Source organism: Streptomyces sp. NBC_00464, assembly GCF_036013915.1.
Classification (GTDB): Bacteria; Actinomycetota; Actinomycetes; order Streptomycetales; family Streptomycetaceae; genus Streptomyces.
Window position 1 is genome coordinate 5,602,084 of the sequence record NZ_CP107899.1, and the last position, 19,640, is coordinate 5,621,723.

Annotated in this window: 22 protein-coding genes and 2 pseudogenes; 10 read left to right on the forward strand and 14 right to left on the reverse strand. The window is 70.7% G+C overall.

Going from position 1 to position 19,640, the window contains the following annotated elements; all coding sequences use genetic code 11:
* Positions 1–24: 24 nt before the first annotated feature.
* The 7 genes from OG912_RS25195 to OG912_RS25225 form a co-directional block, all read right to left on the reverse strand.
* Positions 25–909, reverse strand: coding sequence for an alpha/beta fold hydrolase (locus OG912_RS25195; RefSeq protein WP_327711361.1), 885 nt, complete (start codon positions 907–909; stop codon positions 25–27).
* The gene (locus OG912_RS25200; protein ID WP_327711362.1) at positions 906–2,015 is read right to left on the reverse strand and encodes a branched-chain amino acid ABC transporter permease; all 1,110 of its coding nucleotides are present in this window, start codon (positions 2,013–2,015) and stop codon (positions 906–908) included. Before OG912_RS25200 ends, OG912_RS25195 begins: the two co-directional genes overlap by 4 nt.
* Positions 2,012–2,899, reverse strand: coding sequence for a branched-chain amino acid ABC transporter permease (locus OG912_RS25205; RefSeq protein WP_326735932.1), 888 nt, complete (start codon positions 2,897–2,899; stop codon positions 2,012–2,014). Before OG912_RS25205 ends, OG912_RS25200 begins: the two co-directional genes overlap by 4 nt.
* Positions 2,899–3,645, reverse strand: a complete 747-nt coding sequence (locus tag OG912_RS25210; protein WP_327711363.1) for an ABC transporter ATP-binding protein — start codon at positions 3,643–3,645, stop codon at positions 2,899–2,901. The genes OG912_RS25205 and OG912_RS25210 overlap by 1 nt, the downstream gene beginning before the upstream one ends.
* Positions 3,642–4,430: an ABC transporter ATP-binding protein gene (locus OG912_RS25215; protein ID WP_327711364.1), complete on the reverse strand. Its 789-nt coding sequence runs from the start codon at positions 4,428–4,430 to the stop codon at positions 3,642–3,644. Before OG912_RS25215 ends, OG912_RS25210 begins: the two co-directional genes overlap by 4 nt.
* A 3-nt stretch (positions 4,431–4,433) precedes the next feature.
* Positions 4,434–5,681, reverse strand: a complete 1,248-nt coding sequence (locus OG912_RS25220; RefSeq protein ID WP_327711365.1) for a substrate-binding domain-containing protein — start codon at positions 5,679–5,681, stop codon at positions 4,434–4,436.
* 136 nt (positions 5,682–5,817) lie between these two features.
* The gene (locus tag OG912_RS25225; protein WP_327711366.1) at positions 5,818–6,429 is read right to left on the reverse strand and encodes a TetR family transcriptional regulator; all 612 of its coding nucleotides are present in this window, start codon (positions 6,427–6,429) and stop codon (positions 5,818–5,820) included.
* Positions 6,430–6,659: 230 nt separating this feature from the next.
* On the opposite strand from OG912_RS25225, the gene OG912_RS25230 reads away from it, so the two are divergent.
* From OG912_RS25230 to OG912_RS25240, 3 genes are all read left to right on the forward strand, one after another.
* Positions 6,660–7,994 carry a glycosyltransferase family 4 protein gene (locus OG912_RS25230; RefSeq protein ID WP_327711367.1) on the forward strand — a complete coding sequence of 445 codons (1,335 nt, stop codon included), beginning with the start codon at positions 6,660–6,662 and terminating at the stop codon, positions 7,992–7,994.
* 71 nt (positions 7,995–8,065) lie between these two features.
* The gene (locus tag OG912_RS25235) at positions 8,066–8,842 is read left to right on the forward strand and encodes a class I SAM-dependent methyltransferase (protein WP_327711368.1); all 777 of its coding nucleotides are present in this window, start codon (positions 8,066–8,068) and stop codon (positions 8,840–8,842) included.
* Positions 8,839–9,912: a prenyltransferase gene (locus OG912_RS25240; protein WP_327711369.1), complete on the forward strand. Its 1,074-nt coding sequence runs from the start codon at positions 8,839–8,841 to the stop codon at positions 9,910–9,912. Before OG912_RS25235 ends, OG912_RS25240 begins: the two co-directional genes overlap by 4 nt.
* Before the next feature lie 61 nt (positions 9,913–9,973).
* Here the strand turns inward: OG912_RS25240 and OG912_RS25245 are convergent, their stop codons facing one another.
* The gene (locus OG912_RS25245) at positions 9,974–10,264 is read right to left on the reverse strand and encodes a hypothetical protein (RefSeq protein ID WP_327711370.1); all 291 of its coding nucleotides are present in this window, start codon (positions 10,262–10,264) and stop codon (positions 9,974–9,976) included.
* Positions 10,265–10,404: 140 nt separating this feature from the next.
* On the opposite strand from OG912_RS25245, the gene OG912_RS25250 reads away from it, so the two are divergent.
* The 3 genes from OG912_RS25250 to OG912_RS25260 all read left to right on the forward strand — a co-directional run bounded on the left by OG912_RS25250 (position 10,405) and on the right by OG912_RS25260 (position 12,918).
* Complete coding sequence (locus tag OG912_RS25250) at positions 10,405–10,959, forward strand: hypothetical protein (RefSeq protein WP_327711371.1); 555 nt, start codon at positions 10,405–10,407, stop codon at positions 10,957–10,959.
* 39 nt (positions 10,960–10,998) lie between these two features.
* Positions 10,999–11,778, forward strand: coding sequence for a maleylpyruvate isomerase family mycothiol-dependent enzyme (locus tag OG912_RS25255; RefSeq protein WP_327711372.1), 780 nt, complete (start codon positions 10,999–11,001; stop codon positions 11,776–11,778).
* 90 nt (positions 11,779–11,868) lie between these two features.
* Positions 11,869–12,918, forward strand: a complete 1,050-nt coding sequence (locus tag OG912_RS25260; RefSeq protein ID WP_327713539.1) for a PHP domain-containing protein — start codon at positions 11,869–11,871, stop codon at positions 12,916–12,918.
* Here the strand turns inward: OG912_RS25260 and OG912_RS25265 are convergent.
* The 3 genes from OG912_RS25265 to OG912_RS25275 all read right to left on the reverse strand — a co-directional run bounded on the left by OG912_RS25265 (position 12,903) and on the right by OG912_RS25275 (position 16,279).
* A complete protein-coding gene (locus OG912_RS25265) occupies positions 12,903–14,372 on the reverse strand; it encodes a hypothetical protein (protein ID WP_327711373.1) in 1,470 nt (489 codons plus the stop codon). The genes OG912_RS25260 and OG912_RS25265 overlap by 16 nt on opposite strands.
* A 267-nt stretch (positions 14,373–14,639) precedes the next feature.
* Positions 14,640–15,527, reverse strand: coding sequence for a helix-turn-helix domain-containing protein (locus OG912_RS25270; protein ID WP_327711374.1), 888 nt, complete (start codon positions 15,525–15,527; stop codon positions 14,640–14,642).
* 17 nt (positions 15,528–15,544) lie between these two features.
* Positions 15,545–16,279: a DUF6879 family protein gene (locus OG912_RS25275; protein ID WP_327713540.1), complete on the reverse strand. Its 735-nt coding sequence runs from the start codon at positions 16,277–16,279 to the stop codon at positions 15,545–15,547.
* Positions 16,280–16,458: 179 nt separating this feature from the next.
* Here OG912_RS25275 and OG912_RS25280 point away from each other — a divergent pair, with 179 nt between their 5' ends.
* Together OG912_RS25280 and OG912_RS40090 are read left to right on the forward strand one after the other, a co-directional pair.
* Positions 16,459–16,659: a hypothetical protein gene (locus tag OG912_RS25280; protein ID WP_327711375.1), complete on the forward strand. Its 201-nt coding sequence runs from the start codon at positions 16,459–16,461 to the stop codon at positions 16,657–16,659.
* Positions 16,656–16,973 (forward strand): DUF7848 domain-containing protein, encoded by a 318-nt coding sequence (locus OG912_RS40090; protein WP_443061019.1) that lies wholly within the window; start codon positions 16,656–16,658, stop codon positions 16,971–16,973. Before OG912_RS25280 ends, OG912_RS40090 begins: the two co-directional genes overlap by 4 nt.
* Before the next feature lie 146 nt (positions 16,974–17,119).
* Here OG912_RS40090 and OG912_RS40095 read toward each other — a convergent pair.
* Positions 17,120–17,239, reverse strand: a pseudogene (locus tag OG912_RS40095) (hypothetical protein); the annotation flags it as partial.
* Here OG912_RS40095 and OG912_RS25290 point away from each other — a divergent pair.
* Positions 17,223–17,514: pseudogene (locus OG912_RS25290) on the forward strand (PHP domain-containing protein); the annotation flags it as partial. The pseudogenes OG912_RS40095 and OG912_RS25290 overlap by 17 nt on opposite strands.
* Before the next feature lie 34 nt (positions 17,515–17,548).
* On the opposite strand, the gene OG912_RS25295 reads toward OG912_RS25290, so the two are convergent.
* Both OG912_RS25295 and OG912_RS25300 read right to left on the reverse strand, forming a co-directional pair.
* Positions 17,549–17,752: a DUF397 domain-containing protein gene (locus OG912_RS25295; RefSeq protein ID WP_327711377.1), complete on the reverse strand. Its 204-nt coding sequence runs from the start codon at positions 17,750–17,752 to the stop codon at positions 17,549–17,551.
* A 15-nt stretch (positions 17,753–17,767) separates the two neighbouring features.
* Positions 17,768–18,631 carry a DUF5753 domain-containing protein gene (locus OG912_RS25300; RefSeq protein ID WP_327711378.1) on the reverse strand — a complete coding sequence of 288 codons (864 nt, stop codon included), beginning with the start codon at positions 18,629–18,631 and terminating at the stop codon, positions 17,768–17,770.
* A gap of 566 nt (positions 18,632–19,197) precedes the next feature.
* On the opposite strand from OG912_RS25300, the gene OG912_RS25305 reads away from it, so the two are divergent.
* Positions 19,198–19,638, forward strand: a complete 441-nt coding sequence (locus tag OG912_RS25305; RefSeq protein ID WP_327711379.1) for an ATP-binding protein — start codon at positions 19,198–19,200, stop codon at positions 19,636–19,638.
* The last annotated feature ends 2 nt before the right edge of the window (positions 19,639–19,640 follow it).

Sequence of the window (19,640 nt, forward strand, 5' to 3'; positions counted from 1 at the left end):
AGCCCCTCCGGGCCGGTCCCAGCCTCATACGCGCGCGTACGCCACGAGCCGGTCGGCGACCTCCCGCGCGCCCCGCTCGCCCGTGAGTACCGTGTAGTGGTTCACGTCCTTCACCGCCACCGGCTCCACCCGGGTCCCGTCCAGGTCCGCCGCCGCGAGCCGGCTCTCGTCGTACAGCCCCTGCTCCTCGTCCATCAGACCGCGCGCCGCCCACAGCAGCGTCGCCTCGGCGGGCAGCCTCCGTACGGCCGTGAGCACCTCCGCGTCGAACAGGCCGACGCCGTCCGTGCGGATCGCCTCGATCCGGCAGGACGAGCGCAGGGCGGGCTCCTCGCCCGTCAGATCGCGCTGGATGTACGCGTCCACCTCGTCCGACCAGGAGCCCGCGAACGCCGGGTGCGCCTGCCAGAAGGCGCGGTAGGCGGCCCGGTCCCGGAACGTCATCGACAGCCGGTCCATCGCCGGTCCGATCACCGCCGTCAGCAGTTCGTCGGGCGTCAGATGCGTGGGCGCGGGGAAGCCGATGCCGCCGTCGACGAGCAGCAGCGGCCCGAAGCGGTCCGGGTGGCGCACCGCGGCCAGTGCCGCGACGAACGCGCCCATCGAGTGGCCCGCCAGCACCACCCGTTCCAGGCCCAGGGTCTCGGTCAGGGCGGCGATGTCGTCCGCGTGCGCGGCGATGCCGTACGGGCCGGGGAGACCCGAACTTCCCGCCCTGCCCCGCAGATCCGGGGCGACCAGCGTGACGCGGCCGGCCAGCTGCCGGGCCACCGTGCCCCAGGAGAGCGCGTTGGCCGTGATGCCGTGCAGCGCCACCACCGTCGGCGCCTGCGGATCGGCCGCCGGCCAGCGCAGTGCGGCCAACGTGCCTCCACTCACGGGGACTTCGATCTCCTCGTACGGAATCACTGGTCTCCGGTCTCCTTCCGGTACGGGACGGACCTCAGCCTGGACGGCAACCGGGCCAGGCCGCCCGGCAGCAGATGTACCACGGCCACGAACAGCACGCCCAGCAGGAACAGCGGCTGGGAGAGCGGGACACGGAGCACGGCCGGCAGATCCGCGACCGCGCCCGAACCGGCCAGATCGCCGAGCCGGTGGTCCGCCCATGTGTAGAGGATGCCGCCGGCCATCGGACCCCAGCGGGCCCCCGAGCCGCCCAGTACCACCATCACCAGCAGCGACAGCGTGAAGTCGGACGTGGTGGTCTGGGGGGTGGAGCCGCCGGTCAGCAGCAGGTGCACGATGCCGCCGAGCGCGGCGAGCGCGCCCGCGACGACGAAGGCCGTCAGCTTGAATCCGTACGGTTTCAGGCCCAGCACCTCCACCCGGCGCTCGTTCTCCTTGATGCCCTCCCAGACACGGCCGGTGGGGGAGCGGACGGCCCGGTGGACGACGGCCAGGGTGAGTACGAGGTAGGCCAGCGCGATCCAGTAGAGGTTCGCCGTGTGGTCGATGCCGACCAGCCAGGAGGGCAGCAGATCGGCGGGGGCCGCCCGGCCCTCCTCGCCGCCGGTGACGCCGCCGGGGTTGCGGGACACCAGGATCGAGCCGGCCTGGGCGAAGGCCAGGGTCACCATGGAGAAGCCGATCCCGGTGACGCGCAGGCTCACCGACCCCAGGACCAGGGCCAGCGCGACCCCGAAGAGGAGGCCGAGCACTGCGGCGAGGGCGAAGGGCAGGCCCGCCTCCAGCAGGAACATGTTGGTGGCGTAGCTGCCGGCCGCGAAGTACAGGGCGTGGCCGAACGAGAGCAGTCCGGTGCGGCCCAGCAGCAGGTCGTAGCCCGTGGCCAGGGCTCCGAACAGCAGGCAGGTGGCCAGGAGTTGGAGGCTGCCCGCACTGCCGAGCGGGCCGTCCAGCAGACCGGGCACGGGGACCGCGCTGAACGGTGCCACGGCCAGGACCAGCAGGACGGCGGCCGGCCACCAGCGCAGCAGCCGGGGCGTGCCGGTCGGGGGTATCGGGGCCGCAGCTCCCTCGGTGCGGTCGGGTGTCTCGGTGGTGGTGCTCACGCGAGCCTCCCCGTCAGTCCGCGCGGGCGGATCAGCAGCAGCGCGGCGAGCAGGACGACGACCGCCAGATCGCCGAGGCCCGCCGCGGTGTAGTAGTTGGCGAACTGCTGGACCAGGCCGATGACGACGGACGCCACGGCGGCGCCGGTCACCGAACCCATGCCGCCGGTGACCACGACGACGAACGCGAAGATCAGCAGCGAGGTGCCCTGGCGGGGGTCCACCGAGCCGAAGTACAGCCCGCCGAGTGCCCCGCCGAGCGCGGCGGCGCAGCCCCCGATCGCGAAGACGAGCGTGAACGCCTTGCGGACGTCGACGCCGAGCGCGGTGACCATCGCCCGGTCCTCGACACCGGCCCGTACGACGAGACCGTGCCGGGTCCGGCCGAGGAACAGCCGCAGCGCCACCAGCACCACGACCGCCGCCGCGACCAGGACGAGGCGGTTGACGGGGACCTGCGCGCCCAGCAGTCCGAAGGTGCCGGACAGCGCCTCGGGTCCCGGGAACGTCCGGGCGTCCGGGCCCCAGATGCCCGAGAGCAGCGCCGGGACGGCGAGCCCGACCCCGACGGTGGCGAGCACCTGCTCGCGCGGCCGGGTGTAGAGCGGGCGGACGACCGCGAGTTCCAGGAGCACGGCGGCCACGGTGCCCACCGCCGTACCGAACAGGACCGCGAGGACGAAGCCGGCGCCGCCGGGGCCCGCGCCGGGCAGATGACCGGACGCCGCCCACCAGGTGCCGTACGCACCGATGGAGAGCAGCGCCCCGTGCGCGAAGTTGAGGACGTCCATCAGGCCGAAGATCAGCGAGAGTCCGGACGCCACGAGGAAATAGAGGGCTCCCAGACCGAGTCCGGTCATGGTGAGCAGCACGACGGTGGACATCAGGAATCCGCCTCCGCGGTGTGTGGGGTCAGCGGGCCGTGGCCCACGCCGAGCAGTCGGCGGGCCGCCTCCGCGTCGCCGAGGAGTTCGGCCGCCGGCCCGCGGTGGGCGGTCCGGCCGTCGGCCAGCACCACGCAGTGCGCGGCGAGGCGCCGTACGACGGCGAGGTTCTGCTCCACGAGCAGCACCGGCACCGCCTCGGCGGCCCGTTCCAGCACCTGGGTGACCTCGGTGACGACCTTCGGTGCCAGGCCCTTGGTGGGTTCGTCCGCGATGATCAGCCGGTTGGTGTTGAGCAGGGTGCGGCCGATGGCGACCATCTGCTGCTGGCCGCCGGACAGCGTTCCGGCCAACTGCCTGGCTCGCTGCTTGAGTTCGGGAAAGAGTTCGTGGACCAGTGCGTATGCGGGCTCGCCCGCACCGCGCCGCTCGGCCAGGCGCAGGTTCTCCGCGACGGTCAGTCCGGCGAAGATGCCCCGGTCCTCGGGGGCGTAGCCGATCCCGCGCCGGACCAGCGCGTGCGTGGGCAGCGCCACGGTCTCCTCGCCGTCGAGGCGGACGCTGCCGCTGCGCGGGACGAGGCCGAGGATGCCGCGTACGGTCGTGGTCTTCCCGGCACCGTTGCGGCCGAGCAGCGCGGTCACGCCGTGGCCGGCGACGTCCAGGCCGACGCCGTGCAGGATGTGCCGGCCGCCGATCAGGACGCGCAGGTCGTCGACGGCAAGCAGGGGTTGCTCCGTGGTCACAGCCCCTCCCCGAGGTAGGCCTGCTGCACGGTCGGATCGGCGGTGACGGCCTCGGGGGTGTCCAGGGCGAGCAGCCGGCCGTGGTGCATCACGGCGAGCCGGTCCGCGAGGCCCAGCAGGACGTCCATGTGGTGCTCGACCATGAGGACGGTGCGCCCCTCCTCCCGGTGCAGGGTGCGGATGAGCTCGGTGAGCGCGGGGACCTCCTCGGCGCTCACCCCGGCCATCGGCTCGTCGAGCAGCATCAGCCGGGGCTCGCCCACCAGCAGCACGGCGAGCTCCAGCTTCCGCTTCTCGCCGTGCGACAGCTCGGCGGCGGTGGCCCCGGCCCGGTGGCCGAGACCGGTGCGCTCCAGCACGCCGGCCACCTCGGCGGTGTACGGGTCGGCGCGCCGCCAGAGGCGGTACGAGCCGCCCCGGGCGGCCTGCGCGGCCAGCCGTACGTGGTCGGCGACCGTCATCGCCGGCCAGAGGCTGGATGTCTGGAACGTCCGGCCGATGCCGCGCCGGGCCCGGACGTGCGCGGGGCGGTCCGTCATGTCGGTGCCGTCCAGCGCGATCGTGCCCGCGGTGGGCAGGGTCAGTCCGCTGATCAGGTTGAACAGGGATGTCTTGCCCGCCCCGTTGGGGCCGATGAAGGCGAGGAACTCGCCCTCGCGGACGCTCAGGGTGATGTCCTGGACGATGGTCGCGCCGCCGACGCTCCAGCCGAGCCCGTCCAGCCGGAGCACGGGGGCCGCCGGGTCCGCCGGGTCGTCGCGCCCGAGGGTGTGGGGTGCGGTCACGGTTCAGCCCGCCGAGGGCTTCACGGGCGGTGCCACGGTGTCCATCGCCTCGGTGTCCAGCAGCTCCGGCTTCAGGGCCGCTCCCTTGCCGGTCAGTCGGGCCACGAACATCGGCTGCACCAGGGCGTGGTCCTCGGCCCGGACCTGCTGCTTGCCCTTGGCCCCGTCGAAGGTCCAGCCCTCCAGGGCCTTCACCATCGCGGCCGGGTCGGTGGCGCTGCCCTCGGCGACGGCGTGCACGATCATCTGGGCCGCGGTGAAGCCGTCCGGGGTGAACAGGTCGGGTGTGCCGCCCGCCTTCGTCACCGAGTCGAGCATCGCCTTCTCCACGGCGTTGCCGCCGCCCGCGCCCGGGAAGTAGTGCGCCAGGAACGACACCTTGGACCCGGCCGCCCCGAAGACCGGGTACGAGGCGGTCCCGGCGAGCCCGGTGACGACCTTGCCCGCGCCCAGCACGCCCTGCTGGTCCAGCGCGGTCCACAGCGCCGGGGCGGTGGACCCGGCCCAGGCGACGAAGACCAGGTCGGGGCCGCCCGCCTCGACCTGCCGGGCGAACGGGGTCAGGTCCGTCGCGCTGGGCGGCGCCAGCACGGAGCCGACCTTCGCGCCCTTCGCGCCGAGCACCGCCTTCACGGCGGCGACGTTGGCCTGGCCGAACGTGGAGTCCTGCGCGAGGACCGTGACCTTCTTGCCCTCGGCGTCGCCGAGCATCGCGCCCGCCGTGAGGATGTCCTGGTAGGACTGGCGGCCCGAGCGGAAGGTGTAGTCGTTGATGCCGGTCACCGCGTCGGTGGCCGCCGGGCCGCTGACGTACAGCACCTTGTTCTGCGCGGCGAGCGGCGCCATCTGGAGGGCGACGCCGGAGTCGGTGGTGCCGGCCAGCACCTTGTAGCCCTTGCCGATGAGGTTCTTCGCGGCGGAGACGGCCTTGCCGGGGTCTCCCGCGTCGTCCTGCTCGGTGACCTCGATGCGATGGCCTGCGACCTTGCCGGTGCCCTTCGTCGCGTAGTCCAGGCCCGCCATGAAGCCGTCGCGGTACTGCTTGCCGTAGTCCGCGAGCAGCCCGGTCCGGGAGTAGACCAGGCCGACCTTCACGGACGCGTCGTCGGACTTCCCGGACCCGTCGGATCCGGAGCCGCCCGCCGTGCCGGCGGCGGTGCAGCCGGTCAGCAGTAGACCGGCGGCGGTGAGGGCGGCGGCGGCACGGATGTCGGTGAGGGATCTACGGGATCTGCTGGCTCTGCGACGCATGGTGACCGGCTCCTCGGCGTGTTCCTGTGATGTCGCCGAACCGTATGAACACCGTGCCGTCGTCGATATGGTGCAGGAAACCCCACCTGGCCCATGAGGCGTGTGGGCGCCGCACATGGGCAGGTTCCGGACGAAGTCAGGGGGCCGGATCCGGTGCCGTCAGGTCGATCAGCCGGCACACCGTCTCGATGTCTATCTTCACCTGTGCGATCGAGGCCCGGCCCGACAGCCAGGTGATCAGCGCCGAGTGCCAGGTGTGCTCGATGACCCGGACGGCCGAGAGCTGCTCGGGCGTCGGGTGTTCGATCCCCATCGCGTCCAGGATGATCGCCGTCGTGAGCCGCGAGACCGTGTCCACCTCGGGGCTCACGCTGCGGTCCGCGAACGTCAGGGCGCGGACCATGGCATCCGCCAGATGCGGTTCGCGCTGCATCGCGCGGAAGGCCCCCATCAGGGTGTCGGCGACCCGCTCCGCCGCGTCGTTCCCGGCCGGGGGCCGTTTGCGGAGCGTCCCGTGCAGGTGCTGGAGCTGGTCCTGCATGGTGGCGACCAGCAGATGGACCTTGGAGGGGAAGTAGCGGTACAGGGTGCCCAGGGCGACCCCGGCGGCCTCCGCCACCTCGCGCATCTGGACGGCCTCGAAACCGCCCCGGCTGGCGAGCTGGGCGCTGGCGTGCAGGATGCGGCGGCGGCGGGCCTCCTGGCGTTCCGTCAGGGGCGGCGATGCCGGTCTGGCTTCCGCTGTCATGTGTCCCATCCCGAGGCTTCTCTCCGCGACCGCGAGGCTGCGGCGGCCGGTCCGGCGGCGCACAGCATGCCAGGGTGTGTGCCGTGGCGCGAATCACCTGATCCGGCCGTTGCGCCCTTGCTACCTGCCGGTAGATTCGTAGCTCATTGAACGATCCAGTACTGAAACTTGTTCTAGATTAGCGTGAGCGGATACGCTCCGGCGGACACGCAGTGAGAAGGGGGCCGAGTGTGACCGCTGAGGCCATAGAGTCGGGCCCCCGTACGGGCGTCGATACGTCGGACACGGGAGCGGCCGGTGACCGGCCCCTGCGCATCGCACTCCTCACCTACAAGGGCAACCCCTACTGCGGCGGCCAGGGCGTCTACGTACGCCACCTCGCCCGGGAGCTCGCCCGCCTCGGCCACAGCGTCGAGGTGATCGGCGCCCAGCCCTACCCCGTGCTCGACGAGGGCGTCCCGCTCACCGAGCTGCCGAGCCTGGACCTCTACCGGCAGCCCGACCCGTTCCGCACCCCGAAGCGCGGCGAGTACCGGGACTGGATCGACGCCGCCGAGGTCGCCACCATGTGGACCGGCGGCTTCCCCGAACCGCTCACCTTCAGCCTGCGGGTCCGGCGCCATCTCGCCGCCCGGCGCGGCGAGTTCGACGTCATCCACGACAACCAGACGCTCGGCTACGGGCTCCTCGCCGACCTCGGCGCCCCGCTCGTCACCACGATCCACCACCCCATCACCGTGGACCGGCAGCTCGACCTGGACGCGGCGCCGACCCGCCGCCGCCGCGCCTCCGTACGCCGCTGGTACGCCTTCACCCGCATGCAGAAGCGGGTCGCGCGCAAGCTGCCGTCCGTGCTCACCGTCTCCGGCTCCTCCAAGCAGGAGATCGTCGACCACCTGGGCGTGCGCCCGAACCGGGTCCGCGTCGTGCACATCGGCGCCGACACCGACCTGTGGTCGCCCGATCCCGCCGTCGCCGAGGTGCCCGGCCGGATCGTCACCACCTCCAGCGCCGACGTCCCGCTCAAGGGCCTCGTCCACCTCGTCGAGGCGCTCGCCAAGCTCCGTACCGAGAACCCCGCCGCCCACCTCGTGGTCGTCGGCCGCCGGGCCGAGGACGGGCCGGTCGCCCAGGCCATCGAACGGCACGGGCTCGGGGACGCCGTCGAGTTCGTCAAGGGCATCAGCGACACCGAACTCGTCGACCTGGTGCGCGGCGCCCAGATCGCCTGCGTGCCCTCGCTGTACGAGGGTTTCTCGCTGCCCGCCGCCGAGGCCATGGCCACCGGCACCCCGCTCGTCGCCACCACCGGCGGTGCGATCCCCGAGGTCGCGGGCCCGGACGGCGAGACCTGTCTGGCCGTCCCGCCCGCCGACGCCGGGGCCCTGGCCGACGCGCTGGGCCGGCTGCTCGGCGACCCGGAGCTGCGCGCGCGGCTCGGGGCCGCGGGACGCGAACGGGTCCTCGCCCGGTTCACCTGGAAGCAGGCGGCGATCGGCACCGCCGCGCTCTACCGGGAGGCGATCGCGGCCCGCGCCGCCACCGGCCCCGGCGGCCGACGGTGACACCCCGCCTCCCGATCCCCTGACCTCCGTACTCCCACTCCCGACTCCCTCGACCGCGAAAGCAGGCATTCGTGCTGACCGTGGACTTCACCCGCTTCCCGCTCGCCGCAGGCGACCGAGTGCTCGACCTGGGCTGCGGCGCCGGACGCCACGCCTTCGAGTGCTACCGGCGCGGCGCCCAGGTCGTGGCTCTCGACCAGAACGGCGAGGAGATCCGCGAGGTCGCGAAGTGGTTCGCCGCGATGAAGGAGGCCGGGGAGGCGCCCGAGGGTGCCACCGCCACCGCGATGGAGGGCGACGCGCTCAACCTGCCGTTCCCCGACGAGTCCTTCGACGTCGTGATCATCTCCGAGGTCATGGAGCACATCCCCGACGACAAGGGCGTGCTCGCCGAGATGGTCCGGGTCCTCAAGCCCGGCGGCCGGATCGCGATCACCGTGCCGCGTTACGGCCCCGAGAAGGTCTGCTGGACGCTCTCCGACGCGTACCACGAGGTCGAGGGCGGCCACATCCGCATCTACAAGGCCGACGAGCTGCTGGGCAAGATCCGCGGCGCCGGCCTCAAGCCGTACGGCAGCCATCACGCGCACGCCCTGCACTCGCCGTACTGGTGGCTCAAGTGTGCTTTCGGCGTCGACAACGACAAGGCGCTGCCGGTGCGGGCGTACCACAAGCTTCTCGTCTGGGACATCATGAAGAAGCCGGCGGTCACCCGGGTCGCCGAGCAGCTGCTCAACCCGGTCGTCGGCAAGAGCTTCGTGGCCTACGCGACCAAGCCGCACCTGCCCGCCGCCCGCGCCGCCGGGGCCCCCGTGCAGGCCGACGACTCCGCCAAGGCCGAGGCGTGAGTCTTCCCGAGCGGACCGAACACCTCGTCCTGCCCGGAGTGCTCACCGCCGGGGAGGCGGCACAGACCGTCGCGGCCGTGCTCGCCGTGCAGTGCGACGACGGCGCGATTCCGTGGTTCCGAGGCCACCACCTCGACCCGTGGGACCACACCGAGGCTGCCATGGCCCTGGACGCGTCCGGCGAGCACGCCGCCGCGGAACGCGCGTACGACTGGCTCGCCCGCAACCAGAACGAGGACGGTTCCTGGTACGCGGCCTACCACGACGGCGACCCGCAGCAGCCGACCGACCGCGGCCTGGAGACCAACTTCTGCGCCTATGTGGCCGTCGGCGTCTGGCACCACTACCTCGCCACCGGTGACGACGCGTTCGTCGACCGGATGTGGCCGACGGTCTTCGCCGCCATCGAGTTCGTCCTGCGGCTCCAGCAGCCCGGCGGGCAGATCGGCTGGAAGCAGGAGGCCGACGGCACCCAGGTGACGGACGCGCTGCTGACCGGCTCCTCCTCCATCTACCAGGCCCTGCGCTGCGCGCTCGCCCTCGCCGAGAGTCGCGAAGAGCCGCAGCCCGACTGGGAGTTGGCGACCGGGGCGCTGGGGCACGCGATCCGCAGCCACCCGGAGCGCTTCCTCGACAAGAGCCACTACTCCATGGACTGGTACTACCCGGTCCTCGGCGGCGCGCTCGGCGGACCGGCTGCCACGCGGCGGATCGAGGAGGGCTGGGACCGTTTCGTCGTCCCGGACCTCGGGGTGCGCTGTGTGCTGCCCAACCCGTGGGTGACCGGCGGCGAGAGCTGCGAACTCGCCCTGGCCCTCTGGGTGATGGGCGAGTCCGACCGGGCCCTGGAGATCCTCCAGTCCATCCAGCACCTGCGGGACGGGGGCGGGATGTACTGGACGGGTTACGTCTTCGAGGGGAACCGGGCGTTCTGGCCCGAGGAGCACACTGCGTGGACCGCCGGATCCCTTCTGCTGGCGGTGGCCGCGCTCGGGGGGGACGAGGCGACCACCGCGGTCTTCAGCGGGGAACGGCTGCCGAAGGGGCTGGAGCCGGACTGCTGCGGCTGAGCACGCGCTGTTACTCCGGCGGTGCTCAGCGGCTGGGCACGCGCTGTCTTTCCGGCGCTGCTCAGTGCCGGATGCGGCCGGCCACCGCGTGGCCCACGAAGAGGTAGACCACGGCTGCGAGACCGTATCCGCAGACGACCCGAGCCCACGCCGCGTCGAAGGTGAACAGGTCGTACGACCAGCCTGCGAGCCACCGGGCCGTGTGCTGCACGAACTCGACCAGGTCGTTGGCCCGGTTGGCGTCGAGCAGGTACATCAGAATCCACAGGCCGATGATGAAAGCCATGATGTCGGCCACCACGGCTATGACACGTGCTGCGGTGCTGCTTCCCTTGCCTCTGCTGTAGGACATGGAATCCGGGTTGCCGCTTTCGGCCCGGTGAAACCCGGACGGCGGTCCCGGGTGGCGGGGCCGGGCCGCCGGAGCCAGCCTGGCGGGGGAGTGCCGGGCCCCGGCACCCACCGTGATGTCCCCGGTCAGGGAGGCCCGCCGTGCCCCGTTCCGTCCCGCTTCGCCGACTGCTCGTGGCACTGCTGCTGTCCTGCTCCGTGCTGGTGAGCGCCACCGCGTGCGGGAGCGACGACGGCACCGGCGGCGCGAGCAGTTCGGCATCGCCCACCGGCACGTCGTCGGCCGAGTCGCAGAAGTTCGCCAAGACGAGGTTCGTCGCCAACGCGGGGCTCGCGGCGGGCGCGACGTACCAGTGGATCGTCAAGCCGTACCGCGCGGGGAAGTTCAAGAAGGGCGCGGACGGACGGACCTTCGCGCTCGTCAAGGCCGGGCTCGCCGGCGGGCTCGCCTACAACCGGCTCAAGGCCGCGACGGAGAACGCCAAGGGCGACCCGCTGCTCTCCAAGGCCGTCGCCCCGCTGACCGCGGGCATCGAGTCGCTCAAGGGCCTCGCCACCAAGCTTCGCAAGGGTGAGGCGGGCGAGGGGGACGTCGGCGCGTTCGAGAGCGTCATCAACAGCATCAAGGACGCGGGGAAGAGCGCGGGCGCCGAGGTGAAGGACAAGGTGCCGTCGGCCTCGCAGCTCGGCGGATAACGGCATGTGAGGCGGTCGTCGTCGCACTAGGGTGCGAGCATGACCCTTCTCACGCATGAGCGCTACTGCGACGAAATCGTCCTGAGGACCGAAGCGTTGAGGGCGGCGGTCAGGGGCGCGGACCTCGACGCGAACGTCCCGACCTGCCCGGCGTGGACGCTGCGCGACCTCGCCGTCCACGTCGGCGGCGCGCAGCGCTGGGCCGGCGAGATCGTGCGTACCCGGGCCACCGAGGCACTTGAGGACGAGCAGGTGCCGTCGTTCACGCCCGACGGCGACGACCCCGCCGTGCTGGATGATTGGCTGGCGGACGGGGCGGCGCGGACCGCCGAGACGCTGCGAAAGGCGGGCCCCGGGCTGAAGGCATGGTCCTGGTACCGCCAGGACCAGAGCGCGGGCTTCTGGGCGCGGCGCATGGCGATCGAGACGGTCGTCCACCAGGCGGACGCGGCCCTGACCGCGAAGGTGCCCTACGAGATGGCGGCCGACCTGGCAGCGGACACGATTGACGAGTGGCTTCAGTTCGTCGCCGGCGCCCAGGCCGAGGGCGACTCCGAGGCCGTGGAACTGCGCGGAGCCGGCCGCTCCATCCACCTGCACGCCACCGACGTACCGGACGCCGAGTGGCTGATCGAGTTCGGCGAGGACGGCTTCACCTGGCGCCGCGCGCACGGGAAGGCGACCGTGGCGCTGCGGGGCCCGCTGACTGACCTGATGCTGGTCTTCAACCGCCGCCTCGCCCCGGACAGCGACCGGGTCGAGCTGCTCGGCGACGCGGAGCTGCTGGACTTCTGGCTGGCCCGGTCCTCCTTCGGCTGACCGGCACGGCGGGGCGCCGCCGGTGTGCGGGCCGGGCGGGGCTGGGCCAAGCTGGACGGGATGCCCGCCCCTTTCCCCCAGGAGGTGCCGATGGACCCGGTCCGGGCCCTGGAGCGGATCGCCTTCCTGCTGGAGCGCGACAGGGGCGACACCTACCGCGTCCAGGCCTTCCGCACCGCCGCCCGCACCGTGGCGGCGATGGCCGACGGTGAGGCTGTGGAGCGGGTCACGAACGGCTCCCTGGAACGGGTCAAGGGCATCGGCCCCCGCACCGCCCAGGTGATCCGCGAGGCCGTCGCCGGGCAGACGCCCGCCTATCTGGAGCGGCTGGAGACGGAGACCGCGCGGCGCGGCCCGCTCGCCGAGGGCGGTGAACGGCTGCTCGGCCTGCTGCGCGGCGACTGCCATCTGCACTCCGACTGGTCGGACGGCGGCAGCACCATCGAGGAGATGGGCCGTACGGCGGCGGAGCTCGGCCACGACTGGGCGGTACTCACCGACCACTCGCCCCGGCTGACGGTGGCCCACGGGCTCTCGCCCGAGCGGCTGCGGCAGCAGCTCGACGTGGTGGCCGAACTCAACGAGCGCTGGGCGCCGTTCCGGCTGCTGACCGGCATCGAGTGCGACATCCACCTCGACGGCTCCCTCGACCAGGAGGAGGAGCTGCTGGAACGGCTGGACCTCGTCGTGGTGTCCGTGCACTCCAAGCTGCGGATGGACCCCGGCCCGATGACCCGTCGAATGGTGGCCGCCGTCCGCCACCCGCAGGCGAACGTCCTCGGCCACTGCACCGGGCGCCTGATCACCGGCCGGGGCCGCCCGGAGTCCCGGTTCGACGCGGACGAGGTCTTCGCCGCCTGTGCCGAGTCGGGCACGGCGGTGGAGATCAACAGCAGGCCCGAGCGGCTGGACCCGCCCCGGCGGCTGCTGCGTCAAGCCGTGGACGCGGGCACGCTGTTCGCCGTGGACACCGACGCGCACGCACCCGGACAGCTCGACTGGCAGATCCACGGCTGCGCCCGCGCCGAGGAGTGCGGCGTCCCGGCGGAGCGGGTCGTCACGACATGGACGGCGGACGAGCTGCTCGGCTGGACGCGGGAGGGCCGGCTGCCCGCCCGTGCGGCTCAGACAGAGCCCTGAGCCACCGGCCGCTGTTCCTCGGACGCGGATGAGGCGGAGCGGGAGACCGCCTCGTCCAGCAGGCCGTTGAGCCAGGAGAAGTTGCCGAACTCGGTGAGGAGCAAGTCGATCCTCTCCTGTCGGGCCGTGAGCTTCTGCTCGTCCATGCGGGAGTTGAACACGCCGCCGCCGTGAGTCATGGCCTTGCTGCCGAGATTGCTCTCTCCCCACTGGCGGACGCCGTCGAGGGTGTCCGCGCGCCGCCGCTTGAGATCCGAGGCGATATGAGCGAGCCGGTCGAAGCCGTTCACGTCCTTGAGTTCCAGAGCCTCGCTCGCCATGGCGATCTCCAGCGGCTTGAACACCGATTTCTCCAGGGCGTCGACCTGGACAGTCGTTCCGCCGGCCTTGCGGGCCTGCTGGAGCAGACGGGCCAGCCTCTGGAGCTGAGCGCGCGCGAGGCCGCCGTAGATGCGCGCGGTGTAGGCGACCTCCTGCCCGGGCTCCAGGTGCAGCTCGCGGCTGTGGACACCCGCGATCCGGGCGTCGTTCATGTCGAATGCGTTGACGTGGGTTTCCTGGCTGATGACCTGCCAGCCCTCCGGGCTGTTCCACAGCAGGTTCGTCGTCTCGAACAAGCCGCTCTGGTCGGCGCTTTCGTACTCCTCGGTGCCGAACCAGTCGGTGGGTGCCTGATCCCGGCGGAACTCCCTGGCGGGACCGCTGTTGGATGTGGAGCTGGGGGACTGGTAGTGCCAGGCGGTGAAGTGGTCGTCGTTCACACCCGTCACGGCGAAGGCGCAGCCGTTCATCGTGGCGGTGAACACGAACTCCGACCCGGGGCCCTGGTTCCCGGCGTCCCGGGGTACGCGGGCATGCCCGACCGAGGTGTCGGGGTCCGAGGTGATGCCGGTCAGGTAGGGGATGTACGAAGAGGCCAGATACGCCTGATCCGGCAACACCGGAAGCAGAGCCGCATGTCCGACGAGTGGAGCCAGGAGCGGATCGTCCTGGCCGTACGCCGCGACGTACTTCTCCACGGCGGGGGTGAGCAGGTACGCCGGCATGCCCTCCCGGGAGCGCCGGGTGTCCGGGACCAGGACGAACCAGTGCCGGCCCCATCCCGCCGTGCTCATGCGGTTCACGAACTCCGCCTGGTTCAGGGGCAGGTCCGGCATGCGGTTCCTGATGCCCATCGTGAAGTCCAGGGCCAGAGCGGATTGCGAGAGGAAGGTCTGCGGGTCGTTCACGAGGTCGTCCGCGGGGGTCCGTTGCACCACCGGGTCGTTCGCCCGCCCGGCCTGCGTCCCCCGCTCGGGCCCGGAGCCCCGGGACTCCGCCTCGCGGAGCATCTGGACGATGACGGAGTTGCCGACCGTGCTCTGCAGCGCGCGGAGACCCTGAGGCGGCGCCTCGCGTACGGGCCTGCGCGCGGGTGCGCGGCCGGTGGACCGGGCGTCTTCGTGACCGTGCAAGGGACTTCTTTCGGCGCAGGGTTCAGGCCTGTCCTGTGTACCGAACATACGGGTGCCGGCGCGAGGTACTCCGGGGCAGGGCGTGCCGTCCGGAAGGGCAGAACCGTCGTCGCCGAGTCGGGCACGGCGGTGGAGGTCAGCAGCAGGCCCGAGCGGCTGGACCCGCCCCGGCGGCTGCTGCGCCAGGCCGTGGCCGCGGGAGGGGCGGGTGCCCGCCGGTGCGCGGACGGGGGCCTGAGCCCCGCCGGCAGTGTCACGGAACGCGGGTCATACCGGGGAGGCGGGGCGACGGAGTTGCGGCGCGGCGACGCCCTGGCTGTTGCGCTGGACCTGCGAGATGATCTGTTGGGCGTCCACGCCGAACATGGCCGATTCGCGTAGTAGAGCCCATGTGCGCTGGTAGACGGCGATGCTGTCGGCGTCGTCTATCCAGAGTTCCGCGTGCCAGTCCTCGACGACGACCAGCCTGTCGTCATAGATCCAGAACCCGTTCGCGGGATGGATCTTCAGCGGTGCGGCGAACGGGACGATCCCCAACTCCACCGTGTCGAGGCCGGTGAGGCCGGACAGTCGGTCGAGCTGGGCAGTCAGCACCGCAGGGGGGCATACGAGGGCTCGCAACGCCCCTTCCCACATGATGATCCGGTGCCGCTTCCCGGAGTCGTACAGCGCTTCCTGGCGTCGCACCCGGGCCCGTACGGCTTCTTCGGTGTCCCTGGGGGAGCGCATCAACTGGGCATGACGGGTGAACACGGCGCGGGCGTAGTCCGGAGTCTGCACCATCCCGGGAATGAGGGCGTTCTCCCAGACGTACAGGGTGGTGGTCCGGGCGTGCTCGGCGGTGATCGCGTCCTGGACGGGGCGGTGCCCCGTGGCGAGTTGGCGTCGCCAAGACCTGACGTGGGATTCAAGGCCCTTGAGGCGTGAGTGAAGGTCGGCCACGGCGTCGGGCCGGCCGGTGGCTTCCGCCCATGCTGAGAGGTCGGCGGCGGTCGCGGTCTGCCGCCCGTTCTCCAACTTGTAGATCTTGGAGTGCGGCCAGCCGAGCCGTTCGCCCAGCTGCGGACCGGTGAGCCGGCCCTCGGGGCCCGAGACCCGAAGCTCCCGGAGCCGTGCGCCGAGGGCGTCTCGTGCCGTTTGGAAGTCTGTGCTCACCGGTCACACGCTAGCTGTCAGAGTTGCGAGGCGAAGACGTCGTACCGGATCGCGTGATGCCATGCCGCGTCCCGAGCCTGGGCGTAGCGCATTACTTCAGCCGGCTCGGTGATCAACTGCACGTCAACGAGGTCGTCGTCCTCATCGAAGTTGAGGAGCGCCACGAGCCGTGAGTCGAAGATCCAGAAATCTTCGGCGGGGAGCCTCAGCCGGTCGGTGTCGGCCCGCCCCAAGTTCCGGATGTCCTCTCCGGCCGCGCAGTTACGCCTCGCGTTGTCGAGGAGGTACAACTGGCCCGGTGTCGGCGGGCTGTCGACGATCCGGACCCGCTCGAACCGCTTGCCCTGTCCGGACTGGGCTCGGACGTTCCGGCACCAGCCGTCGTCGTGGTCCCACTGGACAGGCAGGCCGGCAGCGAACTGGGCGTACGTCTCCGTGACTTCATCGGAGGCGAACCGGCGCCGCGTCTCCAACCGCCAAGCCGTGTGCTCGAACGTCTCGAACAGCTTCCCGAACGCCTCCAGGTCGATGATGCGAGGGGTGCGGGTCCTGGGGGCGAAGTCGACCAGCAGTTCCCGGGGCACCACGATCGGTACCTCTCCGGTGTTGAGGTGCTGGAGCTGGGCGACGTCGTCGGGGTCGGTGAGCGGTGGGCCGTGAACGATCACCTCACCACTTTCCAAGTCCTCGTGTACGGAGGGGCATCCGCCCCCACCCGAACCGGTGCCGTTGAAGCGGAGGTTCCGCGCCACTGTCTCCACGTCCTTTCCGTCCGGACCTGCCTGTCTGCACATCATTGCCGGAGGACCTCCTTGTCCGGACCTGACTCCCGGAGCTGCGTGAGACCACACGCGAACAGTCTGCCTATGTGCGCGAACATTCGAGAACACTTGATGGTGCGCCCAACTCGCGTTCTTTAGCGTCGCGTCCCATGGACGACGCGAAGACGACGATGGCGCCCCCGGTGTACCTGATGATGGACGCCCCGAAACCGCCGAAGCCTCATGAGGGGTGCGACGTATGCGGCGCGCTGGTCGACGAGCGGACCGAAGCGGCCCGAGCCGGCGACTGGTCGAGGGTGGTCGACCTCAACGTTGAGATCGGCCGTCACCGCGCCGGGCTGCACAAGTGACCGGGATCGTTCGGGCCGCTTACCGGTACGTCCTTCACAAGATCACGGAGCATCCGGACACCGAAGTCACCTTCGAGGCTGAGTGCCTGTGGTGCGACTGGAAGTCGACACCAGCGACCGATCCGGAGCCCGTCGACGTCGAGTGCATCAGTCATACCGGCGGAGCGGACACAAGTCGTTCCGGAGGCTGTGTACGTCGTTCGCTATGGTCGTCCGGGCGGACTGGGAAGCCTGAGTTCGGGGCCGATGCACGACCGGGTGTCCTCTGCATGGAGAGTTCCCGGGAGTGCCCATGCATCGAGCCCCGCTTGTGAATGGGCGGGGCTCGATGGGTTTCAGTCGGTTGGCAGGAGCAGGGTGCGAGCGCCCCGCAGACGTAGGCGGTTTCGCCAGAGTGCGCGCCCTTCGTGTCCGCGACGAACGCCGACCAACTGTGCGTACTGAAGCTGACCACGGGGGCGGGCTGCTTGCTGTCTCGCACCGGAACGAAACCGGTGTCGGTGCCTGCGATTTCCACGCGGGCTGATTGCTGTAGCTGGACTTGAACCACGTCAGTCCGGTCGAATCCGCAGGCGAACATCCTGGGCTACTGCACCGGCCGGGGCCGCCCGGAGTCCCGGTTCGACGCGGCCGAGGTCTTTGCCCCTGCGCCAAACCGTGGACGCGGGCGCGCTGTTCGCCGTCGACACGGACGCGCACGCCCCCGGCCGGCTCGGCTGGCAGATCCACGTCAGCGCCCGCGCCGAGGAGTGCGGTGTCCCGGCGGAGCGGGTCGTCACGGCGTGGACGGCGGACGAACTGCCGGGTTGGACCCGCGAGGGGCGGGCTCCTGCCGGTGCGCGGGCGGGGTCTTGAGCCGCCGTCAATCGGACAGCCCGTGTTCGGTCCCCTACCTCACAGAGAAGGGGTCGCCTTTCACCGCTTCCAGGAACGCAGCCCAGGCATCCGAGGCGTGGAGCTGAGTTCCGCAACCGAAGTTCTTGCTGTCCCGAACGGCGCGGCCGCCGTTGGCGAGGGGAGCAACTTCCACACAGTCCCCCTGCTGATCCGAATAGGACGACTTGGAGAAAGTTCCGACAATCTCAGGTGCCACGATTACTCTCTTCTTTCAATTTCGCTGTTGGTTGTTGATGAGTTGCCTGATGTGCTTCGTACTCGCCTCCGGGGACATGGCTGCCGAGCGTAGCTGATCGAAGACGTTGACATAAACGGAAAGATCTTCCACCGACTCGACTACCGTCGTGTTCGCGACATTTCGCACGGTTACCGCCTCGACGTTCGGCTCGACCCCGAACGAGAAGGCGACGAACGCGCCGGACATGCCCGCTGCCATGCTTGCCGACTCGGGCAGTATCTGAACGGTGACGTTCTGCCGCTGACCTGCTTCGATGAGTCTCATCCACTGCGCTTCGCAATACTTTGGGGCGTCCGCCAGCGCTGTGATGGCGGGCTCCCAAATGATGGCGGTGAAGTGTGTCCCGCCCCCTTCGATCCGCCTCTGTCGCTCCTGGCGCACCTTGACGAGCTGCCTGATTCTTTCAGGGGCAATAAATGTTGGCCCAGATGCGATGACAGCCTCTGCGTATTCCGGGGTCTGCAAGAGGCCAGGAATGAGGGCTGGCTCCCAGGAGCGAATGTAAGTCGAATCGTTTTCAAGCGTGATGTGATCCGCATAGTCCGGCCGGACCGTGTCCTGATAGTCGAGCCACCAGCCGCGCTCGTTGCTGGAGCGTGCCCAGCGCTCCAGCCTCGCGCGTTCGTCGGTGTCTTGTAGCCCGTAGCGGTCCATGAGGGTCCGGACCTCCAGGGCTGATGCCGACACGGCTCCGCCCTCAAGGCGACTCACCTTGCTGACCGATTTCATGATCGCCTCAGCGGCGGCGGCTTGATCCAAGCCTGCCGCCTCGCGGTATCGCCTCAACGCCGCCCCGAGCCGTCGGCTCCGAACGGTGGGCCTCCCACCTGCGGGCATGGCCACTCCCCTCTCAATGTCCGCCTCAGTGTGCCGCTTTGGGCCACGCCGGAGCCAGTCCACCTAGGGACGCCGTGCTCGCAAATTTGCGAACGAGTCACTTGCGGTGGTGATTCGAACACCTCTAGCGTGGTTGCGCGACGTTCCGTTCGTCGAGATGCGCAACGCGTGATCGCGAACGGGGCAGCAAAGACCCCCGCGACCGTTGCGGGTCCGGGGGCGTGGCCAACGCTTTGAAGGAGCGTCGACATGCTGAATTCTATCGGTCGAGCATTACGGCGAGTGCTCGCCCTTCTGATCCCTGCGGCGCCACCGCTCGCGCCGACGGTGCACCCCCGTCGAACTGCACCCGTCGCGACGCGCCCTCGGCGCCTCGTAGTCAGCCGTGGTGTCGTGAACGTCAGCCCCCAACTCCGCCCGGCTGAAGGTCCGTTCTCACAGGCGGCGTTCGACCGCTGGGAGCGGGCCGAGAATCGGTGGCGCCGGGAGCGGCGGCGGGCGCTCTGGCTGGCGTTGCACGGCATCGATGTGGGGCCGAGTGTGATTCACGGCGTGGCGGTGCGCTGATGAACAACGCATTGAGGTCCTTGGTGGTGCGGCGCTGGAGCCGGCATCCGCGTTGTGTCGGGCTTGCGCGCGTCGAGTTGTATGCCTCGCTGGAGAGTTGGGGCTTGGAGGCTCTGTGGGATCCGGCCGCCCTCGTCCTCTCTGAGCTGCTGACCAACGCGGGGCGTCATGCCCGCGTCTCGCCCGGTCGTGAGATCGAGACCCGCTTCCAGCCGGTGGGTGGTGGTCTGCGCATCGAGGTGCATGACGGCTCGGAGGTCGCGCCGCAGGAGCGCAAACCGGACGAGGACGCGTGTGAGGGCAGGGGCCTCCTGCTTGTCAGTGCCTTCGCTGACGAATGGGGCTTCGGGGACCGGGGTGGCCCGGGGAAGGTCGTCTGGGCGGAGATCGGACTCAACCGGCGCACGGATGGCGGTGACGGCGATGATGGAGGTGCGTAAGT

Coding starts and splice junctions, on each gene's coding strand:
- OG912_RS25205 (WP_326735932.1), bottom strand. CDS start 2,899: ATGTCCACCGTCGTGCTGCTCACCATGACCGGACTCGGTCTGGGAGCC.
- OG912_RS25220 (WP_327711365.1), bottom strand. CDS start 5,681: ATGCGTCGCAGAGCCAGCAGATCCCGTAGATCCCTCACCGACATCCGT.
- OG912_RS25225 (WP_327711366.1), bottom strand. CDS start 6,429: ATGACAGCGGAAGCCAGACCGGCATCGCCGCCCCTGACGGAACGCCAG.
- OG912_RS25245 (WP_327711370.1), bottom strand. CDS start 10,264: ATGTCCTACAGCAGAGGCAAGGGAAGCAGCACCGCAGCACGTGTCATA.
- OG912_RS25255 (WP_327711372.1), top strand. CDS start 10,999: ATGACCCTTCTCACGCATGAGCGCTACTGCGACGAAATCGTCCTGAGG.
- OG912_RS25260 (WP_327713539.1), top strand. CDS start 11,869: ATGGACCCGGTCCGGGCCCTGGAGCGGATCGCCTTCCTGCTGGAGCGC.
- OG912_RS25280 (WP_327711375.1), top strand. CDS start 16,459: ATGGACGACGCGAAGACGACGATGGCGCCCCCGGTGTACCTGATGATG.
- OG912_RS25300 (WP_327711378.1), bottom strand. CDS start 18,631: ATGCCCGCAGGTGGGAGGCCCACCGTTCGGAGCCGACGGCTCGGGGCG.
- OG912_RS25305 (WP_327711379.1), top strand. CDS start 19,198: ATGAACAACGCATTGAGGTCCTTGGTGGTGCGGCGCTGGAGCCGGCAT.